The organism is uncultured Amaricoccus sp., assembly GCF_937891315.1.
Taxonomy (GTDB): domain Bacteria; phylum Pseudomonadota; class Alphaproteobacteria; order Rhodobacterales; family Rhodobacteraceae; genus Amaricoccus.
In genome coordinates, this window is record NZ_CALAGI010000119.1 from 22,217 (window position 1) to 38,407 (window position 16,191).

19 protein-coding genes are annotated in these 16,191 nt (G+C 69.1%); 13 read left to right on the plus strand and 6 right to left on the minus strand.

What is annotated here, in order from left to right; translation table 11 throughout:
* The first annotated feature begins 2 nt into the window (after positions 1 to 2).
* Genes thrC through Q0480_RS11095 form a run of 4 tightly spaced genes read left to right on the plus strand, consistent with a single transcriptional unit; the run spans position 3 to position 4,675 of the window.
* The gene (gene thrC / locus Q0480_RS11080; RefSeq protein ID WP_299132900.1) at positions 3 to 1,397 is read left to right on the plus strand and encodes a threonine synthase; all 1,395 of its coding nucleotides are present in this window, start codon (positions 3 to 5) and stop codon (positions 1,395 to 1,397) included.
* On the plus strand, positions 1,394 to 2,656 hold the full coding sequence (locus tag Q0480_RS11085) for a pitrilysin family protein (protein ID WP_299132901.1): 1,263 nt from the start codon (positions 1,394 to 1,396) through the stop codon (positions 2,654 to 2,656). Before thrC ends, Q0480_RS11085 begins: the two co-directional genes overlap by 4 nt.
* The gene (locus Q0480_RS11090) at positions 2,613 to 3,254 is read left to right on the plus strand and encodes a GNAT family protein (protein ID WP_299132903.1); all 642 of its coding nucleotides are present in this window, start codon (positions 2,613 to 2,615) and stop codon (positions 3,252 to 3,254) included. The genes Q0480_RS11085 and Q0480_RS11090 overlap by 44 nt, the downstream gene beginning before the upstream one ends.
* Entirely contained in the window at positions 3,251 to 4,675 is a 1,425-nt protein-coding gene (locus Q0480_RS11095) for an FAD-binding oxidoreductase (protein ID WP_299132905.1), read from the plus strand. The genes Q0480_RS11090 and Q0480_RS11095 overlap by 4 nt, the downstream gene beginning before the upstream one ends.
* A 350-nt stretch (positions 4,676 to 5,025) precedes the next feature.
* Here the strand turns inward: Q0480_RS11095 and Q0480_RS11100 are convergent, their stop codons facing one another.
* Positions 5,026 to 5,661, minus strand: a complete 636-nt coding sequence (locus tag Q0480_RS11100) for a flavin reductase family protein (protein WP_299132907.1) — start codon at positions 5,659 to 5,661, stop codon at positions 5,026 to 5,028.
* Positions 5,662 to 5,781: 120 nt separating this feature from the next.
* On the opposite strand from Q0480_RS11100, the gene Q0480_RS11105 reads away from it, so the two are divergent.
* Positions 5,782 to 6,297, plus strand: coding sequence for a GNAT family N-acetyltransferase (locus tag Q0480_RS11105; RefSeq protein ID WP_299132910.1), 516 nt, complete (start codon positions 5,782 to 5,784; stop codon positions 6,295 to 6,297).
* Between the two features lie 13 nt (positions 6,298 to 6,310).
* On the opposite strand, the gene Q0480_RS11110 is transcribed toward Q0480_RS11105, so the two are convergent.
* The 5 genes from Q0480_RS11110 to rpoZ are packed head-to-tail and all read right to left on the minus strand — an operon-like array spanning position 6,311 to position 10,843.
* Complete coding sequence (locus Q0480_RS11110; RefSeq protein WP_299132913.1) at positions 6,311 to 6,787, minus strand: GNAT family N-acetyltransferase; 477 nt, start codon at positions 6,785 to 6,787, stop codon at positions 6,311 to 6,313.
* Between the two features lie 2 nt (positions 6,788 to 6,789).
* The gene (locus Q0480_RS11115; RefSeq protein WP_299132916.1) at positions 6,790 to 7,566 is read right to left on the minus strand and encodes a pyridoxine 5'-phosphate synthase; all 777 of its coding nucleotides are present in this window, start codon (positions 7,564 to 7,566) and stop codon (positions 6,790 to 6,792) included.
* The gene (locus Q0480_RS11120) at positions 7,563 to 8,246 is read right to left on the minus strand and encodes a DUF2062 domain-containing protein (RefSeq protein ID WP_299132918.1); all 684 of its coding nucleotides are present in this window, start codon (positions 8,244 to 8,246) and stop codon (positions 7,563 to 7,565) included. The genes Q0480_RS11115 and Q0480_RS11120 overlap by 4 nt, the downstream gene beginning before the upstream one ends.
* A gap of 49 nt (positions 8,247 to 8,295) precedes the next feature.
* Positions 8,296 to 10,470: a bifunctional (p)ppGpp synthetase/guanosine-3',5'-bis(diphosphate) 3'-pyrophosphohydrolase gene (locus tag Q0480_RS11125; protein ID WP_299132920.1), complete on the minus strand. Its 2,175-nt coding sequence runs from the start codon at positions 10,468 to 10,470 to the stop codon at positions 8,296 to 8,298.
* A gap of 25 nt (positions 10,471 to 10,495) precedes the next feature.
* Positions 10,496 to 10,843 (minus strand): DNA-directed RNA polymerase subunit omega, encoded by a 348-nt coding sequence (gene rpoZ, locus Q0480_RS11130; protein WP_299132923.1) that lies wholly within the window; start codon positions 10,841 to 10,843, stop codon positions 10,496 to 10,498.
* Between the two features lie 264 nt (positions 10,844 to 11,107).
* Between rpoZ and ffh the strand changes: the two genes are divergently transcribed.
* The 8 genes from ffh (at position 11,108) to Q0480_RS11170 (ending at position 16,125) form a co-directional block, all read left to right on the plus strand.
* Positions 11,108 to 12,571, plus strand: a complete 1,464-nt coding sequence (ffh, locus tag Q0480_RS11135) for a signal recognition particle protein (RefSeq protein WP_299132926.1) — start codon at positions 11,108 to 11,110, stop codon at positions 12,569 to 12,571.
* Positions 12,568 to 12,909 (plus strand): chorismate mutase, encoded by a 342-nt coding sequence (locus Q0480_RS11140; RefSeq protein WP_299132929.1) that lies wholly within the window; start codon positions 12,568 to 12,570, stop codon positions 12,907 to 12,909. Before ffh ends, Q0480_RS11140 begins: the two co-directional genes overlap by 4 nt.
* Positions 12,910 to 12,911: 2 nt before the next feature.
* Positions 12,912 to 13,271 (plus strand): 30S ribosomal protein S16, encoded by a 360-nt coding sequence (gene rpsP, locus Q0480_RS11145; protein WP_299132931.1) that lies wholly within the window; start codon positions 12,912 to 12,914, stop codon positions 13,269 to 13,271.
* A 114-nt stretch (positions 13,272 to 13,385) separates the two neighbouring features.
* Positions 13,386 to 13,901: a ribosome maturation factor RimM gene (gene rimM / locus Q0480_RS11150; RefSeq protein WP_299132934.1), complete on the plus strand. Its 516-nt coding sequence runs from the start codon at positions 13,386 to 13,388 to the stop codon at positions 13,899 to 13,901.
* Positions 13,902 to 14,108: 207 nt separating this feature from the next.
* Entirely contained in the window at positions 14,109 to 14,885 is a 777-nt protein-coding gene (trmD, locus tag Q0480_RS11155) for a tRNA (guanosine(37)-N1)-methyltransferase TrmD (RefSeq protein WP_299132937.1), read from the plus strand.
* 1 nt (position 14,886) lies between these two features.
* The gene (rplS, locus tag Q0480_RS11160) at positions 14,887 to 15,276 is read left to right on the plus strand and encodes a 50S ribosomal protein L19 (protein WP_299132940.1); all 390 of its coding nucleotides are present in this window, start codon (positions 14,887 to 14,889) and stop codon (positions 15,274 to 15,276) included.
* An 11-nt stretch (positions 15,277 to 15,287) separates the two neighbouring features.
* On the plus strand, positions 15,288 to 15,509 hold the full coding sequence (rpmE, locus tag Q0480_RS11165; RefSeq protein WP_299132942.1) for a 50S ribosomal protein L31: 222 nt from the start codon (positions 15,288 to 15,290) through the stop codon (positions 15,507 to 15,509).
* Between the two features lie 85 nt (positions 15,510 to 15,594).
* The gene (locus Q0480_RS11170) at positions 15,595 to 16,125 is read left to right on the plus strand and encodes a dihydrofolate reductase family protein (protein WP_299132945.1); all 531 of its coding nucleotides are present in this window, start codon (positions 15,595 to 15,597) and stop codon (positions 16,123 to 16,125) included.
* The last annotated feature ends 66 nt before the right edge of the window (positions 16,126 to 16,191 follow it).

Below are 16,191 nucleotides of genomic sequence, written 5' to 3' on the forward strand. Positions count from 1 at the left end.
CGATGCAATATGTCTCCACCCGCGGCGTGGCCCCGAAGCTCGGCTTCGAGGAGGCGATGCTGACGGGCCTCGCCCGCGACGGTGGCCTCTATGTGCCGGAGACCTGGCCGACCCTCGGCCATGACGAGATCGCCGCCCTGGCCGGCCTGCCCTACGAGGAGGTCGCCTTCCGCGTCATGTGGCCCTTCGTCGGCGAGGCCTTCGGCGAGGTGGAGTTCCGCGCCATCCTCGGCCGCGCCTATGCCGGTTTCGGCCATGTCGCGCGCTGTCCGCTGATCCAGATCGGCGCGAACGACTGGTTGCTCGAACTGTTCCACGGTCCGACGCTCGCCTTCAAGGACGTGGCGATGCAGCTGATCGGCCAGCTGTTCGAGGCGAGCCTGAAGCGCTCGGGTCGGCGGATCACCATCGTCGGCGCGACCAGCGGCGACACCGGCTCGGCGGCGATCGAGGCGTTTCGCGGCCGCGAGAGGGTCGAGGTCTTCATCCTCTTCCCCGACGGCCGCGTCTCCGAGGTTCAGCGCCGCCAGATGACGACGCCGGCGGACGCCAATGTCCACGCGCTCGCCATCGCGGGGGATTTCGACGACGCGCAGGCGCGGGTCAAGGACATGTTCAACGACCACGCCTTTCGCGACGCGGTCGGGCTCGCCGGGGTGAATTCGATCAACTGGGCGCGGGTGCTGGCGCAGGCCGTCTATTACTTCACCTCGGCCGTGGCGCTCGGCGCGCCGGGCCGCCCGATCAGCTTCACCGTGCCGACCGGCAATTTCGGCGATGTCTTCGCCGGCTACGTGGCCAAGCGCATGGGCCTGCCGATCGAGCGGCTGGTGATCGCCACCAACCAGAACGATATCCTGCATCGCACGCTCGCCACCGGCGCCCATGTGAAGCAGGGCGTCGCCGCCTCGATCAGCCCCTCGATGGACATTCAGGTCAGCTCGAATTTCGAGCGGCTGCTGTTCGAACTCTACGACCGCGAGGGGCCGGCGGTCGCCGCGCTGATGGGAGAGCTCGGCGCTTCGGGCGCCTTCTCCCTGTCGCAGGGCGCGCTGACCCGGCTGCGGGCGGAGTTCGACAGCGCCCGGGTCTCGGAGGATGAGACGCGCGCCACCATCGCCAGTGTGCTGGCCGAGACCGGCGAGGTGATCTGTCCCCATACCGCCGTCGGCGTCCACGCCGCCCGCGCCCGGCGTGGCGATCCGTCGGTGCCGATGGTGACGCTCGCCACCGCGCATCCGGCGAAGTTCCCCGACGCGGTCGAAGCGGCCTGCGGGGTCCGCCCGGCGCTGCCGCCGCGGCTCGCCGATCTCCTCGACCGGCCGGAGCGGGTGACGCATGTGCCGAACGAGCTTCGCGCCATCGAGGCGCTGCTCAGCCGCGAGGTCGTGGCATGAGCATCGAGATCCATCGCCTGTCGAACGGGCTGCGCGTCGTCACCGAGCCTATGCCGGGCCTGCATTCCGCGGCCATCGGCCTCTGGGTCACCGCCGGCGGGCGGCACGAGCGGATCGAGCAGAATGGCATCGCCCATTTCCTCGAACATATGGCGTTCAAGGGCACGCCGAGCCGCACCGCGCTGCAGATCGCCGAGCAGATCGAGGACGTGGGCGGCTATATCAACGCCTATACCGGCAAGGAGATGACCGCCTACTACGCCCGGGTCTTGCGCGACGACGTCGGGCGCGCGCTCGACATTCTGGCGGACATCGTGCTCAACCCGCTGTTCGCGGCGCCCGATATCGAGGTGGAGCGCGGCGTGATCCTGCAGGAAATCGGCCAGGCGCTCGATACGCCGGACGATATCATTTTCGACTGGCTGCAGGAGGCCGCCTTCCCCGATCAGCCTTTCGGTCGCGCCATCCTCGGCCCGAGCGAGCGGGTCTCGGCCTTCGCCGCGCCCGATCTCGCCGGTTTCGTGCGCGAACATTACGGGCCGAGCCAGTTGATCCTGTCCGCCGCCGGTGCCATCGACCCGGCGGCCGTGGTGCGCGACGCCGAGCGGCTGTTCGGCCATCTCGCGCCCCGTCCCGGCCTCGCGGTGCTGCCGGCGCGCTTCAAGGGCCACGAACGGCGCGAGGATCGCGAGCTCGAACAGGCGCATGTCGCGCTCGCCCTCGAAGGGCCGGGCATTCGCGCGGACTCCGCCTATGACGCGCAGGTCTATGCGATCGCGCTCGGCGGCGGCATGTCCTCGCGCTTGTTCCAGGAACTGCGCGAGCGCCGGGGGCTCTGCTACACGATCTTCGCCCAGGCCGGCGCCTATCACGACACCGGCCTCATCACGCTCTATGCCGGCACCGGCGCCGATCAGATCCGCGAGCTGACTGAACTGATGGGCGACGAACTGCGCCGCGCCGCCGACGGCTTCAGCCGGGCCGAGCTGGACCGCGCGCGGGCACAGATGAAGGCGGGAATGCTGATGGGACTCGAAAGCCCGTCGGCCCGGGCCGAACGGATCGCACGGATGATCGCCATCTGGGACCGCGTGCCGGCGGTCGAGGAGATCGTCGCTCGCATCGACGCGGTGACGACCGGCGGCCTGCGCGATTTCGCCGAGCGGGTGGTCGCGCGGGCCGAGCCGGCGCTGGCGCTGCTCGGGCCGGTCGCCGATGCCCCCGATCGCGGCGAACTGGCGCGGCGTCTCGCGGCGTGAGGCGCCGCGCTTGCTGACCTTCCGCCGCTCCTCGCCGCTCCGGATCGATACCGAACGCCTGACGCTGCGGCTGCCGGAAATGGGCGACCATCTCGCCTGGTCCGCCCTGCGCCGCCGTGGCGCCGATTTCCTGCGCCCCTGGGAGCCGAGCTGGTCGGCCGATCATTTCTCGCGCCGTGCCTTCCGCAACCGCGTCTACTGGGCCTTTCGCGCGCGGGAGGAGGGGCGGGCGGTGGCGCTGTTCCTGTTCCGGCGCGACGATTCACAGCTCGTCGGCGCGATCACGCTCGACAGCATCCGCCGGGGGCCGTCGCAATCGGCGCAGGTCGGCTACTGGACCGGCCAGGAATTCGCGCGCCAGGGCTATATGGCCGAGGCGCTGGTCGCCGTGGTCGAGCATGCCTTCGGGACGCTCGATCTCAGCCGGGTCGAGGCCGCCTGCCTGCCCGAGAACAGCGCCTCGCGCGGGTTGCTGGAGCGGACCGGCTTCGTGCATGAGGGGATGGCGCGCGGCTATCTGCAGATCGACGGCCGCTGGCGCGACCATGTGCTCTATGCGAGCCTGCGCGCCGACCGGAAGGGACAGGAACAGGGATGACCGCGCTCATCGACGCCGACGCCGACCTCGTCGCCCGACTGGCGACCGCGCTGGGACCTGGCGCGGTGCTGCCGCCCGAGCCGCGCTATCTGGAAGAGCCGCGCGGCCGCTACGTCGGCAAGGCCGCCGCGATCCTGCGGCCGGCCTCGGTCTCCGCGGTCCAGACTGCGGTCCGCCTCTGCGCCGAGGCGCGGGTCGGGATCGTGCCCTATGCCGGCGGCACCGGCCTCGTCGGCGGCCAGGTAATGGCCGAGGGGCCGGTACCCGTTGTCCTTTCGGTCGAGCGCCTGAACCGGATTCGCGATCTCGATACCATCGACGACGTGCTGACCGCCGAGGCGGGGGTGATCCTCGCCGATGCGCAGGCCGCGGCGGTCGGCGCCGGGCGGGTCTTCCCGCTGGCGCTTGCCTCGGAAGGCTCGGCCCGGATCGGCGGCCTCCTCGGAACCAATGCCGGCGGGGTCAATGTGCTGCGCTACGGCAATGCCCGCGATCTCTGCCTCGGTGTCGAGGCGGTGCTGGCGAACGGCACCGTGCTGAACGGCCTCGGGCGGCTGCACAAGAACAACACCGGATATGACCTGCGGCACCTGCTGATCGGCTCGGAAGGAACGCTCGGGATCATCACGGCGGCGAGCCTGCGGCTCTATCCCGCGCCGCGCGAGAACGGGACGGCCTGGATCGCCGTCGCCTCGCCCGCCGCCGCGCTCGATCTGCTCGCCGCCTTCCGTGAACGGCTCGGCGGCGCGATCCTCGCGTTCGAACTGATCCACGAGGCGGGGTTCGCCTTCCTGCGCGAGACGCTGCCCGAAGTGCCGCTGCCGGCGATGGATCACTCGGAATGGGTGGTTCTGGCCGAGGTCGCGGACGGCGCCGACTCCCACGTCGCCGAGCGTTTCGAGGCGGCGCTGGTCGAGGCCCTGGAACGCGGGCTCGCCGCCGACGCGCTGGTCGCCCAGAACGCGCATCAGCGCGACGCCTTCTGGACGGTGCGCGAGCGCATTCCCGAAGCCAACCGGCTGATCGGCGCGATCTCCAGCCACGATATTTCCCTGCCGCTTTCGCGGCTGGCCGAGTTCATCGACCGGACGGGGCCAGCGTTGCGCGCGCTCGACCCGACGGTCCGGATCAACTGCTTTGGCCATCTGGGCGATGGCAACCTGCACTACAATGTCTTCCCGGCGAAGGGGCGGGCGCGGTCGGACTATGATGCGATCCGGGGCGCGGTGAAGGAGACGGTGTATGACCTCGCCCATGCGCTCGGCGGGTCGATGAGCGCCGAGCACGGCATCGGCCGGCTCAAGACCTCGGACATGACCCGCTACGTGGATCCGACCAAGATCGCCGCCATGCGGGCGATCAAGTCCGCGCTCGATCCCTTGGGCATCCTGAACCCCGGCGCGGTGCTTCCGCCGTCCTGAGGCTTCACGCCGAGGCGAGCCCCGGATGCCGGGGGCCGCTGCCATCCCCAGACACCGCCGCTCCGCGGTTCCCGACTATCGGGCCGGAGGCCGGACACCGAATCGCACCGCCCGTGTCGAGACGACGCGGCCAACCGCCACCGGAAATGGTGCTTCCGCCTACGCGCGTGGGCTTGGCGGGACACGAGGAGGATCCGGGAGGCGCTGAAAGGAAATGCGCCCCCTCCGGGGGGGAGAAGGGGGCGCGATATCCAGACTGGAGGGTCTGAGGGTTTGCAAGCAGCTGTTCAATCGCTTGAACACCTTCAATCTGTCGGGGAATGGTTACCAAAAGCTTAACGGACAATCTCTTATTCATCTTTAGGTTGTTTTTTTTCGAACGGTCCGGGGCGGCTGAGCGAGAAGACCTCCCGCACGGCGGCATAGTGCTTGTAGCCGAGCCGCGAGAGCGGCTGATAGAGCGTCACATCGACCAAACCGTCCCGCAGGACATTCTCGTCAACAAAGACCCCGACGACCTCGCCGATGACCATGGCGCTCGACGGGCCGGGCAGATCGACGATCTTCCACACTCGGCATTCGAGCGCGGCGGGCGCCTCGGCGACCCGCGGCGGCGCGACGAGGCGTGACGCGGCCTTGGTCAGCCCGGCGATTTCGAACTCGTCTTCGCCGGCGGGATAGGGGCCGGAGGTCAGGTTCATCGCATCCCGCAGGGCGAGTGGCACAATATTCGCCACGAATTCGCCGGTCTCCCGAATATTCGCCAGTGTATCCTTGCGCTCCTCGCCACCGAGCTTCAGGCCCATGGTGCAATACATGACCATCGGCGGCTTCTCGGAGACGGCGTTGAAGAAGCTGTAGGGCGCGAGATTGGCCCCGCCGGAGGAATCGGCGCTCGAGATCCAGCCGATCGGCCGCGGAGCGACCAGGGCCTTGAACGGATCATGCGGCAGCCCGTGGCTGTCGAGTCCCGGGCGATAGAACATCTGGGGATCACTCGCGTTTTCGCCTTTGCCGCGAAGTTAGGGCCATGCTAGCTCGGAGTCGAGCGGGCCGGGCGTCCGCGCCTGCCCGTTTGCCCCCGCGCCCCACGCTCCCTCAAGTGAATGTTCCGGATCTACAAAGAGACCCCTGACGATCGCGCCGAGGTGGAATACCTCTATGACCTCGCCTTCGCGCCGGGGCGCACGGCGCTGTCGTCCTATCGGCTGCGCGAGGGCGTGGATCCGGTGACCGACCTGTCGCTCATCGCGCGGGACGACTATGACGCGCTTGGCGGGGCCATCCGCTACTGGCCGGTGCGGATCGGTGACCGCGGCCATCCGGCACTGCTGCTCGGGCCCGTGGCTGTGCATCCGACGCGGCAGGGCGAGGGAATCGGCGCGCTGCTCATCTCGGAGAGCCTGCAGCGCGCCTTCGATCGCGGATGGACACGGGTGATCCTGGTCGGCGACGCGCCCTACTACCGGCGCTTCGGCTTCACCCAGGAGGCGGCGCGCGACCTGCGCTATCCGCCGCCGACCAATCCCGACCGCCTGCTGGCGCGGGCACTGGTTCCCGGCGCCTTCAACGGCGTCTCGGGCCTCGTCTCCGGCTGGAAGCGCCCGACGACCGTCGCGTGATCGGGCGCCGCGCTCAGGCCAGTGGGCGGGACAGGAAGATCGTGCCGGCGACGGGGGTCTCGTAATAGGGCGGGATCACCTCGAAGCCGGCGGCGCGATACAGCGCGAGGGCGCCCGGCATGCTCGGCAGCGTGTCGAGCCGCATCTCGCGATGTCCCGCCCGCTCCGCCGCGTCAAGGACCGCCGCGACGAGTGCCCGGCCGAGGCCGGTGCCCCGCGCCGCCCCCGTGACATAGAGCCGCTTCATCTCGCAAATCCCGCCGCCGAGTGGGCGCATCGCGACGCAGCCCGCCGGGCCGTCGCCATCGCGGGCATAGAGCAGCGCGCCGCGCGGCGCGGCGTATTTGCCGGGCAGCGTCGCGAGCTCCGTCTCGAAATCCTGGAAGCCGAGGTCGAACGGCAGGGTGGCGGCATAGGCGCGAAACAGCCCGGCGACGGCGGCGAGCTCCGCCGCCGAGCGCGCGCGCCCAATCCGGTCCGCGACGCGCATGCTCAGCCGACGGCCACCGCGCGCGCGGTATCCATTTCGGCGCGCATCCGCCGGATCGCGGCCTCGAGTCCGACGAAGATCGCCTCGCCGATCAGGAAATGCCCGATATTGAGCTCCATCAGATCCGGGATCGCCGCGACGGGGCCAACGCTGTCGAAGGTCAGGCCGTGGCCGGCGTGGACTTCGAGCCCGAGCGCCCGCGCGAAACCCGCCATCTCCACCAGCCGCGCCAGTTCGGCATCGCGCGTGGCGATATCACCGGCGATGTCCGCGTCACAATAGGCACCGGTATGCAGCTCGATCACCGGAGCGCCGATCCGGTACGACGCCTCGATCTGGCGGCGGTCCGCGGCGATGAACATCGAGACGCGGCAGCCCGCTTCCCGCAAGGGCAGGATGAAATCCGCCAGCGCATTCTCGTCGCGCGCCACCTCCAGCCCGCCTTCGGTGGTACGCTCCTCGCGCTTTTCCGGCACGATGCAGACCGCGCGCGGCCGGTGGCGCAGCGCGATCGCCCGCATCTCGAGCGTCGCCGCCATCTCGAGATTGAGCGGCAGCGAGATCCCGACCATCAGCGCCTCGATATCCGCGTCGGTGATGTGGCGCCGATCCTCGCGCAGATGCGCGGTGATGCCGTCGGCGCCGGCCGCCTCGGCAAGCAGCGCGGCGCGCAGCGGATCGGGCGTCGGGCCGCCGCGGGCGTTCCGCACCGTGGCCACATGGTCGATATTCACCCCGAGCCGTAGCCGCCCGCTCGGTCTGGCCGCAACCTCGCTCATGCGCCGCCTCCCTTGGTTCCATGTCCCTTGAGGCCGCCGACCGTCCGGCGTTCGACCTCCTGCCGCTCCAGCCGTTCCTTCGCCCGCTGCAGCATGCGCGCGCGGCGCCGCGCTTGGTAGGCGCCGACGATCGGGCGGACGAGGTAATATCCGGCAACCGAGGCGACGATGCCGGGCAGCAGACCGCCGACGAAATAGGGCCAGACCATGTCGTAGAGAAACAGGCTGAGCTTGCCCCATTGCGCGGTGCCGACGCCGAACAGGCTGAGCAAGCTCTGCCAGATGCCGGCCCCCGCCTGGCTGAACGCCTCGGCGATGCGGCCGAAGTCGCGGCCGGTGACGCCATGGCCGAGGATGCGATGGCCAAGCGCCAGCGAAATCGCGGCGATGAAGGGCGTGGTGATCGGATTTCCGACCAATGTGCCGATCAGGCTGGCGACGATATTGCCGCGAAACAGCCATGCCAGCCCGGCCCCGAGCAGCACGTGGAGCCCGAACAGCGGCGTGAAGGAGACGAAGGTGCCGAAGGCGAAACCGAGCGCGATGCGATGCGGCGTATCGGGCAGCCGCTTGACACGATGGCCGAGATATTCGATCCCGCGCCGCCAACCCCGGCGGGGGTAGACGGCCTCGCGCAGGCGCGAGAACAGGGGCGGCTTGTCACGTCGCTTGAAGACCATTGGCCCGGGATTTCCCGTCGCTCCTCTCGGTGGACGCCGCGGGATCCGTTCAGCGGCCGGCCGGAGCGTTCCCCGCCGCCGCAGCCGCGCGATATCGCCGGACCTGCGCCACATCCGAATCAGCGTCGATCGCCGTCAAGATATGGGTCAGGTGTTCCATATCCCTAACCTCCGCATCAATCACGATCCGATAGAAATCAGGCTTGCGATCCGTGAACACGATGTTGGTGATGTTGGCGCGATGCTCGCCGAGCAGCGTGCAGATTCGCCCGAGCGTCCCGGAATCGTTGGCGAGCGCGATCTCGACGCGGGTCTCGTGGGTGGCATTGCTGTGACCGTCGGCCCAGCGCAGGTCGATCCAGCGGTCCGGCGTGTCCTCGAAGGCGCCGAGCGTCGCGCAGTCGATCGCATGGATCATCACGCCCTTGCCGCGCTCGGCGATGCCGACGATGCGCTCGCCGGGGATCGGGTTGCAGCACGGCGCCGGCCGCGCCTCCTGGCCGAGGCCGAGGCCGATCACCACCGGCGCCGCCTCGTTCCGTGCCTTCGGCAGTCCGGCCTCGCGCAGCAGTTCGGGATAGAGCGTCGCGATGAGATCGCGCCCCGTCATCTCGGCGGCGCCGAGCCGGGCCAGCACATCCTCGCCCTCCTCGAGCCCGAGACGGCGGGCGGCGGTCTCCATCGCCTTGTCGCTCGCCTTCTTGCCGACCCGCTCCAGCGACACCCGCGCGATCTCGCGCCCGAGCCGCACCTGCGTCGCGCGCTGCTCGCCGCGCAAGGAGCGCCGGATCGCCGCCTTGGCGCGACCGGTGACCACCATGTCCTCCCAGGAGGGCTGCGGCCGCTGTCCCTCGGCGCGGATGATCGTCACGCTCTGCCCGTTGCGCAGCTTGGTCCAGAGCGGCACCCGCTGGCCGTCGACCTTGGCGCCGACGCAGGAGTCGCCGATCCGGGTATGGATCGCGTAGGCGAAATCGATCGGCGTCGCGCCGCGCGGCAGCTTCACCACCTCGCCCTTGGGGGTGAAGCAGAACACCTGGTCGGTGAACATCTCGAGCTTGACGTGCTCGAGGAAATCCTCGTCCTCCTGCCATTCGACGCGCTCGGTGATCGAACGCAGCCACTGGAAGGGATCGACGGCGAACGGGTTCTCGAACCGTTCGCCGTCCTTGTAGGACCAGTGCGCGGCGACGCCGGTTTCGGCCACGGCGTGCATCTCGCTGGTGCGGATCTGGACCTCGACGCGCTTGCCGTCGCGGCCGGACATCGAGGTGTGGATCGAGCGATAGCCGTTCGACTTCGGCTGGCTGATATAGTCCTTGAACCGCCCCGGCACCGCCGTCCAGCGTTGATGCACGGCGCCGAGCGCGGTGTAGCAGTCCGCGACCGAGTGGGTGATGATCCGAAAGCCGTAGATGTCGGACAGCCGCGAGAAGGCCTCCTTCTTCTCCTCCATCTTGCGCCAGATGGAATAGGGCTTCTTCTCCCGGCCAAAGACCACGGCCTCGACCCCCGCCTGGGTCAGCACCTGGCGGATATCGTCGGTGATCTTCGGAATGACGTCGCCGCTCTCGTTCCGCAGGCTGACGAAACGGCGGATGATCGACTTGCGCGCCTCGGGGTTCAGCACGCGAAAGCTGATGTCCTCGAGTTCGTCGCGCATCCACTGCATGCCCATCCGGCCGGCGAGCGGTGCGAAGATGTCCATGGTCTCGCGCGCCTTGCGGGCCTGCTTTTCCGGTGCCAGATGCTTGATCGTGCGCATGTTGTGCAGACGGTCGGCGAGCTTGACCAGCAGGACGCGCAGATCCTTCGACATCGCCATCAGCAGCTTGCGGAAATTCTCCGCCTGGGCGTTCTCGACCGAGGAGAGCTCGAGATTGGTGAGCTTGGTGACACCATCGACCAGTTGCGCGATCTCATCGCCGAAGCGGATCGCGATCTCGCGGTAGGTGGACTTGGTGTCCTCGATCGTGTCGTGCAGCAGCGCGGTGATGATCGTCGCATCATCCAGCCGCTGCTCGGCCAGCAGCATGGCGACGGTCACCGGATGGCTGAAATAGGGCTCCCCGCTGGTGCGCAGTTGGCCATCGTGCATCTTGTGGCCGTAGTCGTAGGCCGCCGCGATCAGCGCGCTGTCGGAGTTCGGGTTATAGCCGCGGACCAGATCCGTGAGGCCGCTGACGGGGATGATCCCGTCAGGCCCCGGCCGTACCGGGGTCATGTCCGCCACGGACGTCAACCCGGGCTCAGTTTTCGCCCTGAGCCTCCATCAGCGCGCGCAGCAGCCGTTCCTCGGACATGTCGTCCTCCATCGGCGCGTCGTTGCCGACGAGCAGGGTCATTACGTCTTCCTCGGGTTCATCGATCTCGATCTGGCGCTGGAAGCTCTCGATCGCGCTGTCGCGCAGCTGGTCGGCGGTCATCGTCTCCTCGGCGATCTCGCGCAGGGCGACGACCGGATTCTTGTCGTTGTCGCGATCGACGGTCAGCGGCACGCCGGCCGCGAGCGACCGGGCCCGATGCGCGGCCAGCATGACGAGTTCGAACCGGTTCGGCACCTTGTCGACGCAGTCTTCAACTGTTACGCGGGCCATACCGGATCTCCATCATTCCACGACGTCGGAAAAAGCAGCAGATAGCGCCCGTCCCCCGGGAATGCAAGAGCCTGCGGCGGGCGGGTCAAGGGAGCCCAAGGCGCCCCATATTGACCCTCCCCGCGTTTCGCGCTAGGGGAGGCGCGATTTTTCGGAAGTCTTCACAGCTTCCGGTCCCGTCCCGAAGGGGGGATCGCCGTCGGTCAGCGCGTCGCGCCCACCGGCGCGTTTCGCGTTTCGGGGCTCTCGGCGAGGGGGCGACCGATGTTCGAGAACCTGTCCGACCGCCTCGGCGGAGTCTTCGGCAAGCTGACCCGTCAGGGCGCGCTCACCGACGACGATGTCGCGACCGCGCTCCGCGAGGTCCGCGTCGCGCTGCTCGAGGCCGATGTGTCGCTGCCGGTCGCCCGCGATTTCGTCAAGGCGGTCCAGGACAAGGCCAAGGGCCAGGCGGTGACGAAATCCGTCACTCCGGGCCAGCAGGTGGTGAAGATCGTCCATGACGAGCTCGTGCGCGTGCTCGCCGGCGACGGGCGCCCGACCGAGCTCCGCATCGACAATCCGCCGGCGCCGATCCTGATGGTCGGCCTGCAGGGTTCGGGCAAGACCACGACGACGGCGAAGCTCGCCAAGCGGCTGAAGGAGCGGGAGGGCAAGCGGGTGCTGATGGCCTCGCTCGACACCCGCCGCCCGGCCGCGATGGAGCAACTCGCCGTGCTCGGCGCCCAGATCGGCGTCGATACCCTGCCGATCGTCGCCGGCCAGGATCCGGTCGCGATCGCGCGCCGCGCGAAGCAGCAGGCGACGCTCGGCGGCTATGACGTCGTGATGCTCGACACCGCCGGTCGCCTCCATATCGACGACGAACTGATGGCCGAGGTCAAGGCGGTCCGCGACGCCGCCGCCCCGCGTGAAACGCTGCTCGTCGTCGACGGCCTGACCGGCCAGGACGCGGTCAACGTGGCCGAGCAGTTCGATGGCCAGGTCGGCATCTCCGGTGTCCTCCTCACCCGCATGGACGGCGACGGCCGCGGCGGCGCCGCGCTCTCGATGCGCGCGATCACCGGCAAGCCGATCCGTTTCGTTGGCCTCGGCGAGAAGATGGACGCCCTCGAGGAGTTTCATCCCGAGCGGGTCGCGGGGCGGATCCTCGGCATGGGCGACATCGTCAGCCTCGTCGAGAAGGCGCAGGAAACGCTGGAGGCCGAGGCCGCCGAGCGGATGATGAAGCGGTTCCAGAAGGGTCAGTTCAACATGAACGACCTCAAGGACCAGCTCGAGCAGATGATCAAGATGGGCGGCATGCAGGGGCTGATGGGCATGATGCCCGGCATGTCCAGGATGTCGAAGCAGCTCGACGAGGCCGGCCTCGACGACAGGGTGCTGCGCCGCCAGATCGCCCTGATCAATTCGATGACGAAGAAGGAGCGGCGCAGTCCCGACCTGCTGCAGGCCAGCCGCAAGCGCCGGATCGCCGCCGGCGCCGGGCTCGAGGTTTCCGATCTCAACAAGCTCCTGAAGATGCATCGGCAGATGGCCGACGTGATGAAGAAGATGGGCGGCATGGGCAAGAAAGGCCTGTTGCGCGGCGGGCTCGGCGCCCTGCTCGGCAAGGGCGCGCCTCCGGGCGGGCTGCCCGGCGGACTACCCGGAGGCTTTCCGGGCGGCGGCCTGCCTCCCGGCGCCGCGCTGCCGCCCGGCCTCGCGGGGCTCGGGCGCAAGAAATGACCAACGCCGAAGCCACCCGCCGCGCCGCCGACCTGCTGCGCGGCCACCGCGAATCGATCGACCGGCTCGACGCGATCCTGGTCTTCACCCTCGCCGAGCGCTTCAAGCATACGCAGGCGGTCGGGGTCCTGAAGGCCCGGCACGGTCTGCCGCCATCCGATCCCGCGCGCGAGGCAAAGCAGATCGCCCGCTTGCGGACGCTGGCCGGGGATGCGGATCTCGATACCGAATTCGCCACCAAATTCCTGAACTTCATCATCTCGGAAGTCATCAGGCATCACGAGAGCCATCTCGAAACAGGGGCGCCCGCGCCCGCCACCCACGTCACAGGAGACTGACCATGGCCATGAAGATCCGGCTCGCCCGCGGCGGGTCCAAGAAGCGTCCGCATTATTCCATCGTCGCCGCCGACAGCCGCTATGCCCGCGACGGCCGCTTCCTCGAAAAGCTCGGCACCTACGATCCGCTGCTGCCGAAGGACAACGAGAACCGCCTGAAGATGGATGTCGAGCGGGTAAAGCACTGGATCGGCCAGGGCGCCCAGCCGACCGACCGCGTCAGCCGCTTCCTCGAGGCCGCCGGCATCGTCGAGAAGAAGACCCGCGCCAACCCGAAGCAGGGTGAGCCCGGCAAGGCCGCCCTCGCCCGCGCCAAGGAGCGCGCCGAGAAGGCCGCCGCCGCCGAGACTCCGGCGGAGTAACGCCGCGCATGGCCGGTCCCTGGATCGCGGTGGCCGCGGCCGCGCCGCCACGCCGGCGCGCGCCTTCGCGCCGCGGCCGCGTCGCGACGGAACGCGCGCCGATCGAGGCGGCCGATGGCTGAGGATCTGGTCTGCGTCGGCGCCATCGCCGGCGCCTTCGGCGTCGCGGGCGAGGTCCGGCTGAAGAGCTTCTGCGCCGAACCGGCCGCGATCGCCAGCTACGCGCCGTTGGTGACCGAGGACGGCCGCGCCTTCGGTCTCAGGATCACCCGGCCGATCACCGGCGCCTTCGCCGCGCGCCTGACCGGCGTTGCCACCCGCGAACAGGCGGAGGCGCTGAAGGGCACCCGCCTCTACGCGCCGCGTGACCGCCTGCCGCCGCTCGGCGAGGACGAATTCTACCATGCCGACCTGATCGGCCTCGCGGTCTTCGATACCGGCGGCGCACGGCTCGGCACGGTGAAGGCGGTGCTCGATCATGGCGCCGGCGATATTCTGGAACTGTCGCGGCCGGGCCAGCCCGACCTGCTGCTGCCCTTCACCCGCGCCGCCGTGCCCACGGTCGATCTCGCCGGCCGCCGTGTGGTCGCCGACCCGCCAGAGGGTCTGGAAAACCCGGCACGGGACTGACCGCGCCATCATGCACGCTCTCGACAAGCTCACCCGCCGCCGCCGTTGCGAGCCCCCCGTTTCATACAGGTTTGCTAACCTGGAGAGCAGTCGTTGCGCGCCAACGGGCGCGAAACAAACAAGAAGGACTCGCGCGCACCGCGCGCACCGTTTGGGCGGCAAAGGCCGCCCCGCCTCGCCCGCCACACGTCATCGGGCAAGACTCCGATGACCGCCCCCTGGACCGCGCAAGTCCTGACCCTCTTTCCGGGCATGTTCCCCGGCCCGCTCGGCGCCTCGCTGACCGGCCGCGCGCTCGCCGACGGCCTCTGGCGGCTGGAGCCGCGCGACATCCGGGCTTCCGCGACCGACCGGCACCGCACGGTCGATGACAGCCCGGCCGGCGGCGGCGCCGGCATGGTCCTGCGCGCCGATATCGTCGCCGCCGCGCTCGACGCGACACCGGCGGCCGGACCGGTCCTCCATCTCTCGCCGCGCGGCCGCCCCTTCGATCAGGCGCGGGCCCGCCGCCTCGCCGCCGGCCCGGGCGTCACCCTGCTCTGCGGCCGGTTCGAGGGCGTCGACCAGCGCGTGCTGGAGGCCCGGGGAATCGAGGAAGTCAGCCTCGGCGATTTCGTCCTGACGGGTGGCGAAATCGCTGCCATGGCCTTGATCGACGCCTGCGTTCGCCTTATACCGCGCGTTCTGGGCAATGCCGACTCGTCGGTCGAGGAGTCATTCTCGAACGGCTTGCTGGAATACCCGCACTATACGCGCCCGACCGACTGGGAAGGTCTGCGGATACCCGAGGTTCTCCTCTCGGGCCATCACGGACGGATCGCCGAATGGCGACGGATCCAGTCGGAACGGCTGACCAAGGAACGTCGTCCCGACCTCTGGCGGGCCTACGCGGAGCGATCCGCGCCAGCGCACCCGGCAGGAGAGACAGAGCTCTCGGACGCGGAGATCATCGCCAGTGAAGGCGAGCGAGACAAGGACGGTTGACATGAACCTGCTGCAACAGCTCGAGGCCGAGCAGATCAAGGCGCTCGGCAAGGATATTCCGGATTTCGCCGCCGGCGACACGATCCGCGTCGGCTACAAGGTGACCGAGGGCACCCGCTCCCGCGTCCAGGCCTACGAGGGCGTCTGCATCGCCCGCAACGGTGGCGCCGGCATCGGCGCCAGCTTCACCGTGCGCAAGATCAGCTTCGGCGAGGGCGTCGAGCGCGTCTTTCCGCTGCATTCCCCGAACATCGCCGAGATCACCGTGGTCCGCCGCGGCAAGGTGCGCCGGGCCAAGCTCTACTATCTGCGCGAACGCCGCGGCAAATCCGCCCGCATCGTCGAGAAGACGAACTATCGCGAAAAATCCACCGCCGACGCGAACGCCTGAGGAACCGGACCATGAAAAAGGGCATCCACCCCGACTATCACACCATCGAGGTGAAGCTGACCGACGGCAGCACCTACACCACTCGCTCGACCTATGGCGCCGAAGGCGCGGTGCTCGCGCTCGAGATCGACCCCTCGGCGCATCCCGCCTGGACCGGCGGCTCGGCCAAGCTGATGGACGCCGGCGGCCGCGTCTCGAAGTTCAAGAAAAAGTACGAGGGCCTCGGCTTCTGATCCCCGGGGGCGCTCAGGCGCCCCTTTTTCTTTCGGGATGGACCCGGCGCATCCTCGCGCAAAGGGATCCGGCGCGGAGGGTGGCATGGCAAAGCTCGTCTTCGGCATGAACCAGTCGCTGGACGGCTATGTCGATCACACGGCCTTCGCGCCGGGCCCGATGCTCTTCCGGCACTTCATCGAGCAGGCGCGCGAGCAGATCGGCGGGCTCTATGGTCGGCGCCTCTACGAGATCATGCGCTACTGGGACGAGGATCACCCCGAGTGGGACGCGGACAGGCGCGACTTCGCGGCCGCGTGGCGGAAACAGTCGAAATGGGTGGTCTCGCGCTCGCTGAAATCCGTCGGCCCCAACGCCACGCTCATCGCCGATGACATCGAGGGCGCGATCCGCGGGCTCAAGACCCGGCTCGTCGGGGAGATCGAGGTTGGCGGACCGGACCTCGCCCGAAGCCTGACCGACCTCGGCCTCATCGACGCCTACCGCATCTACCTCCACCCCGTGGTCGTCGGCCGCGGCACACCCTTCTTCGCCGGCCCGCGGCCGCCGCTCCGCCTCGTCGCCAGCGAGCGGATGGACGAGGACGTGGTCCGGCTCACCTACGTCCCGGCTTGAGCGTTTGATACCAAATCCGTTTGATTGCTTCGCCTTCGCCCTTCCCGCCCCGACCTCGCGTAGCCG